The 16,059-nt window shown below is 47.6% G+C and carries 23 protein-coding genes; all 23 read right to left on the reverse strand.

The genetic code is table 11. The features are described from left to right. Positions 1–5: 5 nt before the first annotated feature. The 23 genes from rpsH to rpsG all read right to left on the reverse strand — a co-directional run bounded on the left by rpsH (position 6) and on the right by rpsG (position 15,861). A complete protein-coding gene (rpsH, locus tag ABXT70_RS11730; RefSeq protein WP_046483987.1) occupies positions 6–398 on the reverse strand; it encodes a 30S ribosomal protein S8 in 393 nt (130 codons plus the stop codon). Between the two features lie 154 nt (positions 399–552). Then, positions 553–858: a 30S ribosomal protein S14 gene (rpsN, locus tag ABXT70_RS11735; protein WP_443636271.1), complete on the reverse strand. Its 306-nt coding sequence runs from the start codon at positions 856–858 to the stop codon at positions 553–555. Positions 859–867: 9 nt separating this feature from the next. Further along, positions 868–1,407, reverse strand: a complete 540-nt coding sequence (rplE, locus tag ABXT70_RS11740) for a 50S ribosomal protein L5 (RefSeq protein WP_443640671.1) — start codon at positions 1,405–1,407, stop codon at positions 868–870. A 13-nt stretch (positions 1,408–1,420) separates the two neighbouring features. Then, entirely contained in the window at positions 1,421–1,735 is a 315-nt protein-coding gene (gene rplX, locus ABXT70_RS11745; RefSeq protein WP_443640672.1) for a 50S ribosomal protein L24, read from the reverse strand. A 103-nt stretch (positions 1,736–1,838) separates the two neighbouring features. Then, complete coding sequence (gene rplN / locus ABXT70_RS11750) at positions 1,839–2,207, reverse strand: 50S ribosomal protein L14 (RefSeq protein WP_046483961.1); 369 nt, start codon at positions 2,205–2,207, stop codon at positions 1,839–1,841. Between the two features lie 103 nt (positions 2,208–2,310). Continuing rightward, positions 2,311–2,574 (reverse strand): 30S ribosomal protein S17, encoded by a 264-nt coding sequence (rpsQ, locus tag ABXT70_RS11755; protein ID WP_046483962.1) that lies wholly within the window; start codon positions 2,572–2,574, stop codon positions 2,311–2,313. 1 nt (position 2,575) lies between these two features. Beyond that, positions 2,576–2,767: a 50S ribosomal protein L29 gene (rpmC, locus tag ABXT70_RS11760; RefSeq protein ID WP_443636275.1), complete on the reverse strand. Its 192-nt coding sequence runs from the start codon at positions 2,765–2,767 to the stop codon at positions 2,576–2,578. Continuing rightward, positions 2,767–3,180, reverse strand: a complete 414-nt coding sequence (rplP, locus tag ABXT70_RS11765; RefSeq protein WP_443636276.1) for a 50S ribosomal protein L16 — start codon at positions 3,178–3,180, stop codon at positions 2,767–2,769. Before rplP ends, rpmC begins: the two co-directional genes overlap by 1 nt. 11 nt (positions 3,181–3,191) lie before the next feature. Then, a complete protein-coding gene (rpsC, locus tag ABXT70_RS11770; RefSeq protein ID WP_443640673.1) occupies positions 3,192–3,872 on the reverse strand; it encodes a 30S ribosomal protein S3 in 681 nt (226 codons plus the stop codon). A gap of 8 nt (positions 3,873–3,880) precedes the next feature. Beyond that, entirely contained in the window at positions 3,881–4,213 is a 333-nt protein-coding gene (gene rplV, locus ABXT70_RS11775; RefSeq protein ID WP_046483989.1) for a 50S ribosomal protein L22, read from the reverse strand. A gap of 11 nt (positions 4,214–4,224) precedes the next feature. Then, positions 4,225–4,500, reverse strand: a complete 276-nt coding sequence (rpsS, locus tag ABXT70_RS11780; protein ID WP_046483969.1) for a 30S ribosomal protein S19 — start codon at positions 4,498–4,500, stop codon at positions 4,225–4,227. Positions 4,501–4,518: 18 nt separating this feature from the next. Beyond that, positions 4,519–5,346, reverse strand: a complete 828-nt coding sequence (rplB, locus tag ABXT70_RS11785; protein ID WP_443640674.1) for a 50S ribosomal protein L2 — start codon at positions 5,344–5,346, stop codon at positions 4,519–4,521. Between the two features lie 10 nt (positions 5,347–5,356). Further along, positions 5,357–5,653 (reverse strand): 50S ribosomal protein L23, encoded by a 297-nt coding sequence (gene rplW / locus ABXT70_RS11790; protein WP_046483971.1) that lies wholly within the window; start codon positions 5,651–5,653, stop codon positions 5,357–5,359. After that, complete coding sequence (rplD, locus tag ABXT70_RS11795) at positions 5,650–6,252, reverse strand: 50S ribosomal protein L4 (protein ID WP_443640675.1); 603 nt, start codon at positions 6,250–6,252, stop codon at positions 5,650–5,652. Before rplD ends, rplW begins: the two co-directional genes overlap by 4 nt. 16 nt (positions 6,253–6,268) lie before the next feature. Continuing rightward, positions 6,269–6,907 (reverse strand): 50S ribosomal protein L3, encoded by a 639-nt coding sequence (gene rplC / locus ABXT70_RS11800; protein ID WP_443640676.1) that lies wholly within the window; start codon positions 6,905–6,907, stop codon positions 6,269–6,271. A gap of 135 nt (positions 6,908–7,042) precedes the next feature. Then, a complete protein-coding gene (gene rpsJ / locus ABXT70_RS11805; RefSeq protein WP_046483976.1) occupies positions 7,043–7,354 on the reverse strand; it encodes a 30S ribosomal protein S10 in 312 nt (103 codons plus the stop codon). A gap of 366 nt (positions 7,355–7,720) precedes the next feature. Then, positions 7,721–8,746, reverse strand: a complete 1,026-nt coding sequence (gene tdh / locus ABXT70_RS11810; RefSeq protein ID WP_443642509.1) for an L-threonine 3-dehydrogenase — start codon at positions 8,744–8,746, stop codon at positions 7,721–7,723. Positions 8,747–8,799: 53 nt separating this feature from the next. Next, positions 8,800–9,999: a glycine C-acetyltransferase gene (locus ABXT70_RS11815; RefSeq protein ID WP_443640677.1), complete on the reverse strand. Its 1,200-nt coding sequence runs from the start codon at positions 9,997–9,999 to the stop codon at positions 8,800–8,802. A gap of 76 nt (positions 10,000–10,075) precedes the next feature. Further along, complete coding sequence (locus ABXT70_RS11820) at positions 10,076–10,681, reverse strand: helix-turn-helix domain-containing protein (protein WP_443640678.1); 606 nt, start codon at positions 10,679–10,681, stop codon at positions 10,076–10,078. Between the two features lie 384 nt (positions 10,682–11,065). Continuing rightward, positions 11,066–11,833, reverse strand: coding sequence for an SDR family NAD(P)-dependent oxidoreductase (locus ABXT70_RS11825; RefSeq protein WP_443640679.1), 768 nt, complete (start codon positions 11,831–11,833; stop codon positions 11,066–11,068). Between the two features lie 190 nt (positions 11,834–12,023). Beyond that, a complete protein-coding gene (gene tuf, locus ABXT70_RS11830) occupies positions 12,024–13,247 on the reverse strand; it encodes an elongation factor Tu (protein ID WP_443640680.1) in 1,224 nt (407 codons plus the stop codon). 20 nt (positions 13,248–13,267) lie between these two features. After that, positions 13,268–15,361, reverse strand: coding sequence for an elongation factor G (gene fusA, locus ABXT70_RS11835; RefSeq protein WP_443640681.1), 2,094 nt, complete (start codon positions 15,359–15,361; stop codon positions 13,268–13,270). 29 nt (positions 15,362–15,390) lie between these two features. After that, positions 15,391–15,861 carry a 30S ribosomal protein S7 gene (gene rpsG / locus ABXT70_RS11840; protein ID WP_443628004.1) on the reverse strand — a complete coding sequence of 157 codons (471 nt, stop codon included), beginning with the start codon at positions 15,859–15,861 and terminating at the stop codon, positions 15,391–15,393. Positions 15,862–16,059 lie beyond the last annotated feature (198 nt).

The following is a 16,059-nucleotide window of genomic DNA, read 5'->3' on the forward strand; positions in this document are numbered from 1 at the left end:
ACTCCTTAGAATACAGTACAAATGACTTCACCACCGATACCAGCAGCACGAGCTGCACGGTCGGACATGACGCCATGAGAAGTTGTAACGATTGCAACACCTAATCCACCTTCAACGGTAGGGATAGAAGAAGCGCCTTTGTACACGCGTAGAGAAGGCTTAGAGATGCGCACAATCTTTTCGATTACAGGCTTGCCTTCATAATATTTCAAAGTAATGGTCAGTTCAGGCTTAGTACCTTCAGCAACAGAGATGTCGCCAACGTAGCCTTCGCTTTGTAGGACCTGCGCTACTGATACCTTCAACTTTGAAGAAGGCATAGTGACTGATACTTTACCAGCCATATGCGCATTACGGATGCGAGTGATCATATCCGCTAATGTGTCTTGCATACTCATGTGAGTGAGCTCCAAATTATAACTTAAGTGCAGCGTGCCCTTGGGCTCGCTCAACAAAAGCGTGACCAGACCTGAAGCCGGTATTGACTTCGGTTTCCAATCACCCGATTTTTAAAAACTGGCGGCGAAGCACAAAGACTTCACAGCCAACTTTTTACCAGGATGCCTTTTTAAGGCCTGGTACATCACCACGCATTGCAGCTTCACGAAGCTTGATACGTGATAGGCCGAACTTGCGGTAAACCGCATGTGGACGACCTGTGATTTGACAACGACGCATTTGACGCACTGGACTTGCGTTGCGTGGCAACTTTTGCAAAGCCATTTGCGCATCCCAACGGTCTTCTTCGCTGGTATTAACATCGTTTAAAATTACTTTGATTGCATCGCGCTTAGCGGCAAACTTAGCAACAGTTTTTGCACGCTTGTCTTCACGCGCCTTCATGGAAGATTTAGCCATGTGATCGCCCTACTTTTTGAACGGGAAGTTAAGGGCTGTTAATAGCGCCAAACCTTCTTCGTTGTTACGTGCTGTGGTGGTGATAGTGATATCCATACCGCGTAGCTTATCCACTTTATCGTATTCGATTTCAGGGAAAATGATCTGCTCGCGCACACCCATGCTGTAGTTACCACGACCATCGAATGACTTAGGATTTAAGCCACGGAAGTCGCGGATACGAGGTATAGAAATATCTACCAAACGGTCGAAAAATTCCCACATTTGCTGGCCGCGTAAAGTTACTTTACAACCAACTGGCCAACCTTCACGCACTTTAAAGCCTGCAATAGACTTACGCGCTAGGGTAACAACAACTTTCTGACCGGCGATAGCTTGTAAATCAGCTACTGCGTTTTCAATCATCTTCTTGTCGCCAATGCCTTCACCTACACCCATGTTTAGAGTGATTTTGGTGATCTTTGGAACTTCGTTAACGTTAGCTAGCTGTAGCTCTTTGTGGAGCTTAGCAGCTACTTCGTTTTTGTATAATGCTTTTAGTCTTGACATAGTCCGAATCCCCTTATGCGCCGATCACTTCGCCGCTGGACTTGTAGATACGTACCTTACTGCCGTCTTCAAGAATCTTGAAGCCAACACGGTCGCCCTTGCCAGTCGCGGAATTGAAAATAGCAACATTAGAAGCAGCAATTGGTGCTTCCATATCAATGATGCCGCCAGGTTGGTTCGTCGTTGGGTTTGGCTTCTGGTTTTTCTTAACCATATTGATGCCAGACACAATAAAGCGACCATCAAGAACTTTTGCGATGGTGCCGCGCTTGCCCTTGTCTCTGCCTGCAATAACGATTATTTCGTCATCGCGCTTAATTTTAAGCATGTCTTTATCCTTTCCTACAACCTTCTCATACTAGAAAGAGCGCTGCTGCGCTCTTTATCTACCCTACTGTACAAGCGGGGTAGTTAAGCCTCCTAAAGGAGTTTTAAAGTACTTCAGGTGCCAGGGAAATAATTTTCATAAATTTCTCGGTACGCAACTCACGAGTTACTGGGCCGAAGATACGTGTGCCGATAGGGGCATCTGCTGCGTTTAACAACACAGCTGAGTTAACGTCAAAGCGGATGATTGAACCATCCGGACGACGCACACCTTTACGGGTCCGTACTACAACAGCTTTAAGCACCTGGCCTTTCTTCACCTTACCGCGAGGAATTGCTTCCTTAACGGTAATTTTGATGACATCGCCGATGCCTGCGTAACGACGGTGAGAACCGCCGAGTACCTTAATGCACTGTACTCGCTTGGCGCCGCTATTATCAGCAACGTCTAGCATTGATTCTGTTTGAATCATTGTTTACTCCAAACTATTAGGGGCCAATTTCACGCTCCTTAACCAGAATATCTTCTGATTTAGGCGCCCAAAATTGGAGTTCCCTAGAAGCGAGGCGGGTATTCTACACCTTTGCGACGCTTTCTTCAATTTTTACCAAAGACCAAGACTTAGTCTTTGAAATCGGGCGTGTTTCACCAATAGTTACCAGATCACCGGTGTTACACTCATTATTCTCATCATGTGCATGAAGCTTAGTAGAGCGCTTCACATACTTGTGGTAAATAGGGTGCTTAACACGACGTTCAATCAGCACAGTAATGGATTTCTCCATCTTGTCGCTGATGACCCGGCCAGTGGCGAGACGAGACTGTTCAGTAGCCGTCATATCAATTACCTGCCTTTTCGTTAAGAATAGTCTTTACGCGGGCGATATCGCGGCGCGCCTGTCCCAATAAATGAGACTGACCTAGCTGACCTGATGATTTTTGCATGCGTAGGTTAAACTGTTCCTTTAATAGGTCCAGTAAAGACACTTGCAATTCGTCAACAGATTTTTCACGCATTTCAACAGCATTCATTACATCACCGTCCGTTTAACAAAAGTAGTGGCGAGTGGCAATTTAGCGGCTGCAAGCGTGAACGCTTCGTTCGCTAGTTGCTCTGAAACACCTTCCATTTCAAACAAGACTTTGCCTGGCTGAATTTGGGCAACCCAATATTCAACGTTACCCTTACCCTTACCTTGACGAACTTCAAGAGGCTTTTGAGTAATCGGCTTGTCTGGGAAAACCCGAATCCAAATCTTACCGCCACGTTTGATGTGACGCGTCATAGTACGACGTGCCGCTTCAATTTGACGGGCGGTAATACGGCCACGGCCAGTAGCCTTAAGACCAAATTCACCAAAGCTTACTTTACTTCCGCGAAGCGCAAGACCGCGGTTACGGCCTTTGTGCATTTTGCGGAATTTTGTGCGTTTAGGTTGCAACATTACAGTATCCCCTATTTAGCTTTTTTCTGAGCGTTGCTCTTAGCAGCGCGGACTTCGTCCAAACCACCCAGAATTTCGCCTTTAAAAATCCACACTTTAACGCCGATGATGCCATACGTGGTATGAGCCTCATAGGGTGCGTAGTCGATGTCTGCACGGAATGTGTGCAATGGAACGCGACCTTCGCGGTACCATTCAGAGCGCGCTATTTCAGCGCCGCCAAGACGACCGCCTAGCTGAATCTTGATGCCTTCGGCACCTAGACGCATGGCGTTCTGCACAGCACGCTTCATAGCACGACGGAACATTACCCGACGCTCCAATTGGCCAGCTACACTTTGTGCAACGAGTTTCGCATCCAATTCTGGCTTACGAATTTCTTCGATGTTGATGTGCACAGGCACACCCATCATTTTAGAACATTCATTACGTAGCTTTTCTACGTCTTCGCCTTTCTTACCGATAACGATACCAGGGCGAGCCGTGTGAATTGTAATACGTGCATTTTGAGCAGGACGCTCAATTTCGATGCGACTTACTGAAGCACGCTCAAGACGTTGCTCCAAGAAGGCACGAACTTTTAAGTCCTGCAACAGGTTAGTCGCGTAAGCAGAGCGGTTCGCATACCAAGTTGAGGTATGGTCCTTCACAATACCAAGGCGAATACCCGTAGGATGTATTTTCTGTCCCATGGTAGCTCCTATTTCTCAGCGACTTTCAAGGTGATATGACATGAACGCTTTAAAATTCGGTCAGCACGGCCTTTGGCACGTGGACTGATGCGTTTCATGGTCATACCTTCGTCAACGAATGCGGTAGAAACCGTTAATTCATCAACGTCTAGACCGTTGTTATGTTCTGCATTAGCGATAGCTGAATCTAATACCTTCTTTACTAACTCAGCCGCCTTTTTGGGGCTGTAAGCAAGAATAGTAAGTGCTTCATCTACGCGCTTTCCGCGAATTTGATCGACAACCAAACGCGCTTTTTGAGCAGATATTCTGGCACCCATATGTTTTGCGGTGACTTCCATCATATTCTCCATTAACGCTTGGCTTTCTTATCTGCTGCATGGCCCTTATAGGTCCGTGTAGCAGAAAATTCGCCGAGTTTATGCCCTACCATGTCTTCAGTTACGAAGACAGGTACGTGTTGGCGTCCGTTATGGACTGCAATGGTCAACCCTACAAAGTTAGGGAAGATCGTCGAGCGACGAGACCAGGTTTTAATTGGTCGACGTTCGTTCGTTTCAACTGCAGTCTCAACCTTTTTCAACAAATGAAGGTCGATGAATGGACCTTTCTTTAGTGAACGTGGCACAGCCGTATCCTCTTTAAGTTATTTAGCGTTACGACGACGAACAATAAGTTTGTCGGTGCGCTTGTTGCTACGAGTTTTGTAACCCTTAGTTGGAGTACCCCATGGTGACACCGGGTGACGACCACCAGAAGTACGACCTTCACCACCACCATGTGGGTGATCAACTGGGTTCATTGCCACACCGCGAACGGTAGGACGAACACCACGCCAGCGGGAGGCACCAGCCTTACCCAATGACCGAAGGCTATGCTCGGAGTTGCTTACTTCGCCAAGAGTGGCTTTACACTCAATACGAATTTTACGCATTTCGCCGGAACGTAGACGTAATGTGGCGTAATCACCTTCACGCGCTACCAGTTGCACAGAGGCACCAGCAGAACGGGCGATTTGCGCACCCTTACCTACTTTCATTTCAACGCAGTGCACTACGCTACCCATAGGGATATTGCGTAGAGGCATGGTGTTACCACTCTTAATTGGTGCATCAGCACCAGAGATGATTTGATCACCAGCCTTCATGCCTTTAGAGGCAATGATGTAACGACGTTCGCCGTCTGCATAAAGCACAAGTGCAATATTGGCAGTACGGTTTGGATCGTATTCAATACGCTCTACAGTGGCTGGAATGCCATCCTTATTGCGCTTGAAATCGACCATACGATAATGCTGCTTATGACCACCACCAATATGACGGGTAGTGATACGGCCGTTATTATTACGACCGCCAGACTTTGACTTCTTCTCTAACAAAGGAGCGTATGGCTTACCCTTGTGTAGATCAACGTGTACGACTTTAATGACGTGACGACGACCCGGAGAAGTAGGTTTACACTTAACTACTGACATGTGCTTCTCCTTACGCCTCAGCGATGAAATCGATGTCATGACCTTCCGCTAAGCGTACATACGCCTTACGGATATTGTCCTTGTGACCAATGCCATAACGGGTGCGTTTAGCCTTACCCTTAGCATTAAGTACACGGACAGAAGCCACTTTAACTTCGAACAACTGCTCAACAGCCTTTTTAATTTCTGGCTTGGTAGCATCCGCGGCAACGCGGAAAACAACCTGACCACCGTCGTCTGCGACGATTGTGGCTTTTTCAGAAATATGTGGGCCTAGCAGCACTTGATAAATACGTTCTTGGTTCATCCTAGCAACTCCTCGATCTTCTTCAGAGCAGCAACGGTAACAATAACCTTCTCGCTTCCTACCAAGCTAACAGGGTTAATGCCAGCGGCATCAACAACGTCAATTTTAGGAATATTACGAGCGGCCAAGTATAGGCCCGTTTCTACGACTTCAGTCACAATTAGTGCGTCGGTAGCGTCAAACTCAGCAAGCTTAACAAGCATTGCCTTCGTTTTAGCTTCAGCTAGTTCAAAAGTTTCAACAACGATCAAACGCTCTTGACGTACTAGCTCGGCTAGGATGCATTGCATCGCCGCACGGTACATCTTGCGATTAACTTTTTGTGAGTGATCTTGAGGACGAGCTGCAAATGCACGACCACCACCAACCCAAATTGGGCTACGAATGGTACCAGCACGAGCACGACCTGTGCCCTTCTGATTCCAGGGCTTACGACCACCACCGCTCACTTCTGAACGGGTCTTTTGCTTGCGAGTGCCTTGACGGCCACCAGCTAGATATGCGGTAACTACTTGATGAACAAGCGCTTCATTAAAGTCACGACCAAAGGCTACTTCGGACACTTCAATTGAACCACCTGCGACAAGATTTAAATTCATGATATTCTCCTAAGCCTTACCGACGGATTTTGACGGTAGGTCTAACGATCACATCACCACCTGGTGCACCGGGAACAGCGCCCTTGATCAACAACAGATTATTTTCTGCGTCAACACGAACGATTTCTAGTGATTGGGTAGTAACTTGTTCAGAGCCCATATGACCCGCCATTTTCTTGCCTTTCCAGACACGACCGGGGGTTTGACACTGACCAATAGAACCGATAGAACGGTGGGAGACTGAGTTGCCGTGGGTAGCATCCTGCATGGTGAAGTTCCACCGCTTAATACCGCCCTGAAAGCCTTTACCCTTTGATTGGCCTGTTACGTCTACTTTCTGTCCAACTTCAAAACGCTCGACAGATAGCTTATCGCCAACAGAGACTTCTTCGCCATCAACATTGCGCAGTTCCCATAAACCACGACCAGCAGCAGTATTTGCCTTAGCAAAATGGCCTGCAGCAGCCTTAGTAACGCGTGAAGCGCGACGTTCGCCAACAGTAATCTGAATAGCTGCATAGCCATCAGCATCTGCTGTCTTCACTTGCGTTACGCGGTTAGGATCAACCTCGATAACGGTGACTGGCACGGAATCACCTGCTTCGGTGAATACACGGGTCATGCCCGCCTTCCGTCCGACTAATCCAATAGTCATTGTATTACCTCAAATTGCCAGTTGTGCACGGGGCTGCTTACCCACTACGGCTGACGATACACGTCAATTGCACGAAAAATAATAATAGTGCAGATTTATAGCGCTGCCACGCTGCCTTTCGGCACTACAATTCGATTAGCTCAAGCTGATCTGAACATCTACGCCCGCAGCAAGATCTAGCTTCATCAATGCATCTACAGTTTTTTCTGTAGGGTCAACGATGTCTAGAACACGCTTATGGGTACGAATTTCGTACTGATCACGCGCGTCTTTGTTGACGTGCGGTGAAGTCAGAACTGTAAAACGTTCTTTACGAGTAGGTAGTGGAATAGGACCACGAACCTGCGCGCCAGTGCGTTTAGCAGTATCTACGATTTCCAACGTAGAAGAATCAATCAGACGATGATCAAAAGCCTTCAACCGAATACGGATTTTTTGGTTTTGCATTATCGACTACAACCTTCTTTAAACGGGTTTAAATCTAGCCCATTCTCGCACCAAAAAGCACAAAGCCTTCAGGCCCAAATAAAATGGGTACGGGATTGTACGGGATTAGCCAAACGAAAGCAACGCCATATCGCCACGAAAACACAATAGTAGTGGCCTTAATCACCATATCGATAACCACAACGATAACCAAAGCCATCAACCATCAACCACCTTAAAACAGAGCGACCTCACTTAACGTTAACTGGCTTAATTGGGGAGTGAAGCTCGACTGAGGGGCTTCAAAGTCTGCGCTAAAGACCTAGGGAACAGGTTTTTGGCGATAGATGAGCGCGAGAGCGGTGCTGTTGCGAATAATGCAGAAGTTTAATCCCAGTGCAGCACTACCTTGCCACTAGTGCCTGCCGCCATCGCCGCAAAGCCCTGCTCAAAGTCTTGAATGCTAAACCGATGGGTGAGTATGGGTTCTATATTAAGACCCGATTGCAGCATAGCTGCAGCTTTGTACCAGGTTTCGTACATTTCACGGCCATAAATGCCCTTAATGGTAAGGCCTTTAAAGATGATCTGCCCCCAATCGATGGCCACCTTGCCACTTAAAATGCCCAGCATGGCGATTTTACCGCCATGGTTCATGTGTTTAAGCATCTGCTCAAACGCCGTTTCTACGCCGGACATTTCTAAACCCACGTCAAAGCCTTCTTGTATGTTGAGCTCGGTCATTATCTCGGCCATGTCTTCATGGGCCACATTAACGCTGCGGGTGGCGCCCATAGCCTCAGCCAACTGCAAGCGGTGAGGATTAATATCGGTCACTACCACTTGGCGGGCGCCCACATGACGAGCAATTGCTGCCGCCATTAAGCCAATGGGGCCTGCACCGGTAATAAGCACATCTTCACCGACTAGATCAAAGCTAAGGGCCGTATGCACGGCATTGCCTAAGGGATCGAAGATAGCTGCGTGCTGGTCATTAATGTTATCAGGCACTACAAACACATTGTCAACTGGCAAGCTGAGGTACTGAGCAAAGGCACCTGCTCGGTTAACCCCAACCCCCACCGTATGAATGCACAGGTGGCGCCTGCCAGCTCGGCAATTTCTACAATGACCACAGGTAATGTGGCCTTCTCCTGACACGCGCTGGCCGATATGATGGGCCTTAACTTGACTACCCATGGCCACAATATGGCCCACAAACTCATGGCCCACGGCCATGCCCACTGGAATGGTCGCCTGCGCCCACTCATCCCAATTGTAGATGTGCATGTCAGTGCCACAAATAGCGGTGTGGCTTATTTTAACCATCACATCGTGATCACCCATAGTTGGTAAAGGGATATCCATGAGCCACAGGCCCGGGCGGTCGTATTGCTTTACCAATGCGGGCATCGTCTCAGTATTGGTGCCTGTATATGTGTTGGTTTCTGTAAACGTGTTAGTGCTCATTCGATCACCTCTAGTTCACGGCCTACTTGAGTAAATGCTTGGATAGCTTCATCAATTTGCTGAAGGCTTAAAGCCGCCGACATTTGGACACGAATGCGCGCCTGATCTTGGGGCACCACAGGAAAACAGAAACTCACAACATAAATACCCAAGGCTTGCATGCGTTTGGCGAATTCAGCAGCCAGCACAGCGTCACTTAAAAGCACAGGAATAATGGCATGATCAGCCCCCAGTAGTTTGAACCCTAAGCCTTGCATGCGCTCACGAAAGTGGCTGGCATTGAGCCACAATTGTTGCCGTAATAGAGGCTGCTGATGCACCAAATCCAGAGCCTTTAGGGTGGCTGCACAAATGGCAGGAGCCAAGGCGTTAGAAAAGAGATAGGGCCGCGAACGCTGCCTTAGCCAAGCAACAACCGCTTTGCTAGCCACCACGTAACCACCTGAAGCCCCGCCCAAAGCTTTACCAAAAGTACCAGTCATCATATCCACACGGCCCATCACATTGCAGTGTTCATGGCTGCCTCGCCCTTGTTCGCCAACAAAACCCACAGCATGGGAATCGTCCACCATAACCATAGCATCATATTGCTCAGCAAGGTCACACACAGCAGACAAGTTGGCGAGACTGCCGTCCATGGAAAATACCCCATCAGTTACCACCAAACGTGTGCGAGCGTCTTTGGCTGCCTGTAATTGCTGCTCTAAGGCTTGCATGTCATTATTGGCATAGCGCAAGCGTTGCGCCTTACATAACCGCACGCCATCGATAATGCTGGCATGGTTAAGGCTGTCACTAATAATGGCATCTTGAGCATCCAAAAGGGTTTCAAATAAACCCGTGTTGGCATCAAAGCAAGAGGAGTAAAGAATGGCGTCTTCAAAACCCAAAAAGTCAGCAAGGCGTTGCTCCAACTGCTGGTGCAGGGTTTGCGTACCGCAGATAAAACGCACCGAAGCCATGCCAAAGCCATGACTATCTAAAGCCTGTTTGGTGGCCTCGATTAAGCTTGGGTGGTTGGCCAATCCCAAGTAATTATTAGCACACAAATTAATGGCACTCTCACCCTGAGCATCAGTAATTTTTGCGTCTTGTGGCGAAGTGAGAGCCCGCTCATGCTTAAACAAACCTTGTTTATGGAGGCTGTCTAGCTGTTGCTGCAAACGAGTATTTAAGTTTAATGGGTGGCTGGACATGAAGCGCTCCTCAGTGGTGATTTTTCAGCTTGGCTATATGGGCATTAATAACTTTAGGCTTTAGTAACTGTGGGGTTTAATAACTGTGGGCTTTGTCGCTGCTCATTTGTCGATAGGCAATAATGCAATGGAACACTGCCTCGGTCTGGCCTGGGTTAAAATAACTGTGCGCTTGATCAGCACAAAAACGCAGGCAGTCTAGAGGCTCAAGGGTATAATGGTCGCCGTCTACTTCGACAACTATTTGCCCCTCAATGAGGCAGACTAACTCTACTACTCCCTCGGCATGGGCCTCAGATTGATAGTGATTACCCGCTTCTATGCGCGCTATCTGCACATCAAAGGTGCACTGTTCTTGCATGTTAGTCATGGCATGAGCTAAAAACTGACCATCAGGACTGCTCATATCGGCTTGTTGCGTAAAACGGCTCACCTGAGGCGGCATGTCTTGACCCAGCAAGCTAGAAAAAGGCACACCTAAACCATTGGCAATTTTCCAAATCACCGACAAGGTGGGGTTACCTTCACCGCGCTCAATCTTGCCTAATGTGAGTTTATTCACACCGACCTTCACCGCCAAGGCATCAAGGGATTGACCCTGCTGCTGGCGCACCTTACGCAAACGCAAACCCATGCGCTGGCCGGCTAACTTAAAGCCTACATCTGGATTAGTCTTTAACACATTAATTGCCCTTTGGATCATTAACTACATCACTATATAGTATAGTATATATATCTTAATGCATATTATAATATATTATTTTATTGATTTGGGTTATCTTAAATGCCTAAAAAGTAGGCACTAATGACCAAAATCCAAAGAACTGGGACCGAGAAAGGTTTTCAGGAACAGTTAAGAGACAACTGAGAGGCGGATAAGAAGCCGCTAAAAGGAACTGATCGATTTTTGGCGCTTAGGCAGACGCCAGTGATTAGCTGTTGATGACTTGATCATGGCTATGGGTCAAGACAGTAAAAATATTCAGCGGCCTAATTATGGATCAATAGCAGAATAGTCTAGCTAAAAACTATTCCACCTCACCAACATCTGTGATAAAAAACGTAGTTAGTCAGCAGTCCAACCACCATCAACTAAATGTCCAATGCCCGTAACCATGGCTGATGCCTCACTGGCTAAATAAACCACTGCGCCCATGAGGTCTTCCACCTCGCCCACACGGCCTAACTTAATTTTATCTTCAATCCACGCCAGCTTTTCAGGGTCAGAAAAGGTCGGAGCGGTGAGCGCGGTACGAACAAAGGTGGGGCATAATGTATTTACCCGAATACCATGGGGGCCAAATTCAATGGCCATGGCCTTAGTGAAGCCTTCCACTGCATGTTTGGTAGCGCAGTAAACGGCTCGTTCTATACCTCCTACCACAGCCATTTGAGAGGACACATTGATTAACGATCCTGGTTTTCCAGCAGCAATAAGCCCTTTTGCTACGGCCTGAGTCAGAAAATAAGCCCCTTTTAGGTTAAGGTTTATGACTGCGTCAAAGTCAGCTGTCTGAGTGTCTACAGCAGGACCATGAATGGCAAGCCCTGCACTATTAATCAACACATCAAAGGGCCCATGTTGCTCAACCTGGCTTATGGTTTGCTCCACATTGGCAATGTCCATAATCAAGTAATCCGCTGCATGACCCTCAGCCATAAGCGCAGCTACCAAAGATTTTAATTGATCCTCACGCCGAGCCGCCACCGTAACTTTAGCCCCAGCCTGTGCTACCGCAGCAGCTAAGGCCAAGCCTATACCAGATGAAGCCCCAGTAATGAGCGCATGTTTACCCTTTAGGTCAAAGGAAGGGGTGTGGGGGAGCTGGATCATGTTTAGTAGCCTGAAAGTGCGAATAAGCCAATTATTTTAACACGGCTATTGAGGGTATCCTAACCAAAGTTAATTACCTCTCCAAAACGATGATAGCGCCTACTAACTGTTTAACGCAGTTCAACAGGCACAAAAAAGGCTTCCCAAGCCGAAGTCTGGGAAGCCTTTTTAACTGCTTAATGTCTAACGATTAAGCTAGGATTTTAGCTACAACTCCAGCGCCAACTGTACGTCCACCTTCGCGAATGGCGAAGCGTAAACCTTCATCCATAGCGATTGGGTTGATCAGCTCAACAACCATCTGAATGTTGTCACCAGGCATAACCATTTCTACGCCTGCTGGCAATTCACATGCACCTGTGATGTCCGTTGTACGGAAGTAGAACTGTGGACGATATCCCTTAAAGAAAGGAGTGTGACGTCCACCTTCATCTTTGCCTAGCACATATACTTCAGCTTCGAACTTAGTGTGAGGAGTAATTGAACCAGGCTTAGCCAATACTTGACCACGCTCTACTTCTTCACGCTTAGTACCACGTAGTAGTACACCAACGTTTTCACCTGCACGACCTTCGTCTAGCAACTTACGGAACATCTCAACACCAGTACAAGTAGACTTGGTAGTGTCTTTGATACCGATCATTTCTATGTCGTCACCAACGTTAACAATGCCACGTTCAATACGGCCTGTTACTACGGTACCACGGCCTTGGATTGAGAATACGTCTTCGATAGGCATCAAGAAATCACCATCGATCGCACGCTCTGGCTGTGGGATGTAGCTGTCTAGCGCGTCAACCAACTTACGTACTGCAGTAGTTCCCATTTCGTTAGTGTCTTCACCGTTCAACGCCATCAAGGCAGATCCTGGGATGATTGGCGTGTCGTCGCCTGGGAATTCGTACTCGTCTAGCAACTCACGAAGCTCCATTTCAACAAGCTCTAGCATCTCTGCGTATTCTTCTGAGTCTGCGCCGCCGCAATCTTCAGCCAACAAGTCTGACTTGTTTAGGAATACCACGATGTAAGGTACACCTACCTGACGTGACAAAAGGATGTGCTCACGGGTCTGAGGCATTGGGCCATCAGTTGCGCCACATACCAAAATAGCACCGTCCATTTGTGCAGCACCAGTGATCATGTTCTTCACATAATCGGCGTGTCCTGGACAGTCAACGTGGGCGTAATGACGATTCTCAGAATCATACTCAACGTGTGAAGTGGCAATGGTGATACCACGCTCGCGCTCTTCAGGTGCGTTGTCGATTTGAGAGAAGTCTTTTAGTTCTCCACCAAAAGCTTCTGCACAAACACGAGTCAATGCAGCTGTTAATGTAGTTTTACCGTGGTCAACGTGACCAATGGTGCCGACGTTTACGTGCGGCTTATTTCTTTCAAACTTTTCCTTAGCCATGAGTAGAATCCTCTAAAAAGTTAGGCTTGATTAGTTACCGCTTCAGCAATATTCTGAGGCGCTTCTGAATAGCATTCAAATTCCATAGAGTAGCTGGCGCGACCCTGAGTTGCGGAACGCAAATCAGTAGCATAACCAAACATTTCACCCAATGGCACTTGTGCATTGATGATTTTACCAGCAGAGCTGTCATCCATACCCTGAACTATCCCACGGCGACGATTCAGGTCTCCCATCACGTCTCCCATGTTCTCTTCTGGGGTTACCACTTCAACCTTCATCATCGGCTCTAGCAAACACGGGTCTGCTAATTGAGCAAACTTCTTCAAACATTGAGAAGCTGCGATTTTAAAGGCCATTTCGTTGGAGTCCACGTCGTGAAAGGAACCATCATACAAACGGGCTTTGAGACCCAACAAAGGATAGCCAGCAATAACGCCGTTTTTCATCTGCTCTTCAATTCCTTTTTGTATGGCTGGAAAGTATTCACGTGGAATAGTACCACCCACGATTTCGTTAATAAATTCTAAACCTTCTTCATCAGAAGGGCTGAACTCAATAACCACGTGACCATACTGACCGCGACCACCAGACTGACGCACAAACTTGTGGTTGGCATCAACGGTAGCACGAATCTTTTCACGGTAGGCCACACGTGGCTTACCAATGTTGGCTTCAACACTAAATTCTCGGCGCATACGATCAACGATGATATCGAGGTGTAATTCACCCATACCGGCGATGATGGTTTGGCCTGTTTCTTCATCGGTTCTAACGCGAAAAGACGGATCTTCCTGAGCTAGCTTGCCGAGTGCAACACCCATTTTCTCTTGATCGGCTACAGAGCGTGGCTCTACAGCTACCGAGATAACAGGTTCGGGAAATTCCATGCGCTCAAGGACAATTTTATTGTCCACTGAACATAGGGTGTCACCCGTGGTAACGTCTTTAAGACCGATGGCAGCAGCAATGTCACCCGCACAGACTTCTTTAATCTCTTCACGGTCGTTGGCGTGCATTTGTACCATACGACCCACACGCTCACGTTTTTCTTTAACAGAGTTAAACACATGATCGCCAGATTTCAATACGCCTGAGTACACTCGCATAAAGGTTAAGGTACCCACAAACGGATCCGTAGCAATCTTAAATGCTAGGGCAGCAAACGGCGCACTGTCACTGGCTGCGCGAGTTGCCAATGTGCCTTTACCGTCGTCTAACGTGCCTTCAATAGCTTTTACTTCGATTGGCGAAGGCATGTACTCAATCACTGAATCCAATACCGCTTGCACACCCTTGTTCTTAAATGCAGAACCTGCGTGTACCAATACAATCTCGTTGGCTAGTGTACGCTTACGCAAACCAACTTTGACTTCTTCAACAGAAAGACCACCTTCTTCAAGGTACTTTTCCATCAGGTCATCATCAGCCTCGGCCGCAGTTTCAACTAGTTGTTCGTGGAATTCGTTGGCCTGGTCTTGCATGTCAGCAGGAATATCTTCCAGCTCATAGGTCATACCTTGGTCTTCTTCGTTCCACATGATGGCTTTCATAAGCACAAGGTCGATAACGCCCTTAAATTCATCTTCTGCGCCAATGGCTAAGTGAATCGGCACAGCATTGGCACCAAGACGTTCCTTAAGTTGCTCAACCACCATAAGGAAGTCGGCACCTGCACGGTCCATTTTGTTGACAAATACCATGCGCGGTACGCCGTACTTGTTGGCTTGACGCCATACGGTTTCTGTCTGCGGTTGTACCCCAGAAGTCCCGCATAATACCACCACCGCACCATCCAATACACGCAAGGAACGCTCAACTTCAATAGTGAAGTCCACGTGCCCTGGAGTATCGATGATATTAATTCGATGGTCTTCAAACTGTTGGCTCATGCCTTTCCAAAAACAGGTAGTCGCCGCCGAAGTGATGGTGATACCGCGCTCTTGTTCCTGCTCCATCCAATCCATTGTGGCTGCACCATCGTGCACCTCACCGATTTTATGGGACCGGCCGGTGTAAAACAACACGCGCTCTGTAGTAGTGGTTTTACCCGCATCTACGTGAGCCACGATACCGATATTACGGTAGCGATCTATTGGAGTTTTCCGAGCCATTACAGTTCTCTCTATTCTCTCAGGTCTGCTTAGAAGCGGAAGTGAGAGAAGGCCTTGTTAGCTTCAGCCATACGGTGAACGTCTTCACGCTTCTTAACCGCAGCACCTTTGCCTTCAGCAGCATCTAGAATCTCACCAGCAAGACGTAAAGCCATAGACTTTTCGCCACGCTTGCGTGAGTAGTCTACCAACCAGCGCATAGCTAGGGCAGAACGACGTGCAGGACGTACTTCAACTGGAACTTGGTAAGTCGCACCACCAACACGGCGAGATTTAACTTCGACCATAGGTTGGATAGCTTCTAAAGCCGCTTCAAATACTTCTAGTGGATCACCGCCTTTACGCTCAACGATTTTTTCTAGAGCACCGTAAACGATACGCTCTGCGACAGATTTCTTACCAGAGATCATGACATGGTTCATGAACTTGGCTAGGGTGACGTTGCCAAACTTAGGATCTGGCAGGATGTCACGTTTGGCGACAACTCTTCTTCTTGGCATGATGGGCCTCAAATATACTTCAGGTTATGTTCAGGAATTAACACTCATAATTAAGTGCTTACCTGGCCTTACTCTTATCGGTTCTCGATAAGTCTCATGTCCAGCTGCTAAAAAGCAATCTGGCTAACAGCAACCACTTACGTTTTTGCTGCCCGTCCTAGATGATGGCGGTTGTTAGAAACAACACTATCAACTAAG

This window comes from Candidatus Njordibacter sp. Uisw_039 (assembly GCF_047730075.1).
Taxonomy (GTDB): Bacteria; Pseudomonadota; Gammaproteobacteria; order Pseudomonadales; family Balneatricaceae; genus Njordibacter.

Bases quoted from the DNA above. Each gene is read 5' to 3' on its own strand.
- rpsN (WP_443636271.1), bottom strand. From the start codon at position 858: ATGGCTAAATCTTCCATGAAGGCGCGTGAAGACAAGCGTGCAAAAACT.
- rplX (WP_443640672.1), bottom strand. From the start codon at position 1,735: ATGCTTAAAATTAAGCGCGATGACGAAATAATCGTTATTGCAGGCAGA.
- rpsC (WP_443640673.1), bottom strand. From the start codon at position 3,872: ATGGGACAGAAAATACATCCTACGGGTATTCGCCTTGGTATTGTGAAG.
- rplW (WP_046483971.1), bottom strand. From the start codon at position 5,653: ATGAACCAAGAACGTATTTATCAAGTGCTGCTAGGCCCACATATTTCT.
- rplB (WP_443640674.1), bottom strand. From the start codon at position 5,346: ATGTCAGTAGTTAAGTGTAAACCTACTTCTCCGGGTCGTCGTCACGTC.
- rplE (WP_443640671.1), bottom strand. From the start codon at position 1,407: ATGTCAAGACTAAAAGCATTATACAAAAACGAAGTAGCTGCTAAGCTC.
- rpsQ (WP_046483962.1), bottom strand. From the start codon at position 2,574: ATGACGGCTACTGAACAGTCTCGTCTCGCCACTGGCCGGGTCATCAGC.
- fusA (WP_443640681.1), bottom strand. From the start codon at position 15,361: ATGGCTCGGAAAACTCCAATAGATCGCTACCGTAATATCGGTATCGTG.
- rpmC (WP_443636275.1), bottom strand. From the start codon at position 2,767: ATGAATGCTGTTGAAATGCGTGAAAAATCTGTTGACGAATTGCAAGTG.
- rpsG (WP_443628004.1), bottom strand. From the start codon at position 15,861: ATGCCAAGAAGAAGAGTTGTCGCCAAACGTGACATCCTGCCAGATCCT.
- rplN (WP_046483961.1), bottom strand. From the start codon at position 2,207: ATGATTCAAACAGAATCAATGCTAGACGTTGCTGATAATAGCGGCGCC.
- rpsH (WP_046483987.1), bottom strand. From the start codon at position 398: ATGAGTATGCAAGACACATTAGCGGATATGATCACTCGCATCCGTAAT.
- ABXT70_RS11825 (WP_443640679.1), bottom strand. From the start codon at position 11,833: ATGATCCAGCTCCCCCACACCCCTTCCTTTGACCTAAAGGGTAAACAT.
- tdh (WP_443642509.1), bottom strand. From the start codon at position 8,746: ATGCCCGCATTGGTAAAGCAATACGACCGCCCGGGCCTGTGGCTCATG.
- tuf (WP_443640680.1), bottom strand. From the start codon at position 13,247: ATGGCTAAGGAAAAGTTTGAAAGAAATAAGCCGCACGTAAACGTCGGC.
- ABXT70_RS11815 (WP_443640677.1), bottom strand. From the start codon at position 9,999: ATGTCCAGCCACCCATTAAACTTAAATACTCGTTTGCAGCAACAGCTA.
- rpsJ (WP_046483976.1), bottom strand. From the start codon at position 7,354: ATGCAAAACCAAAAAATCCGTATTCGGTTGAAGGCTTTTGATCATCGT.
- rplP (WP_443636276.1), bottom strand. From the start codon at position 3,180: ATGTTGCAACCTAAACGCACAAAATTCCGCAAAATGCACAAAGGCCGT.
- rplD (WP_443640675.1), bottom strand. From the start codon at position 6,252: ATGAATTTAAATCTTGTCGCAGGTGGTTCAATTGAAGTGTCCGAAGTA.
- rplC (WP_443640676.1), bottom strand. From the start codon at position 6,907: ATGACTATTGGATTAGTCGGACGGAAGGCGGGCATGACCCGTGTATTC.
- rplV (WP_046483989.1), bottom strand. From the start codon at position 4,213: ATGGAAGTCACCGCAAAACATATGGGTGCCAGAATATCTGCTCAAAAA.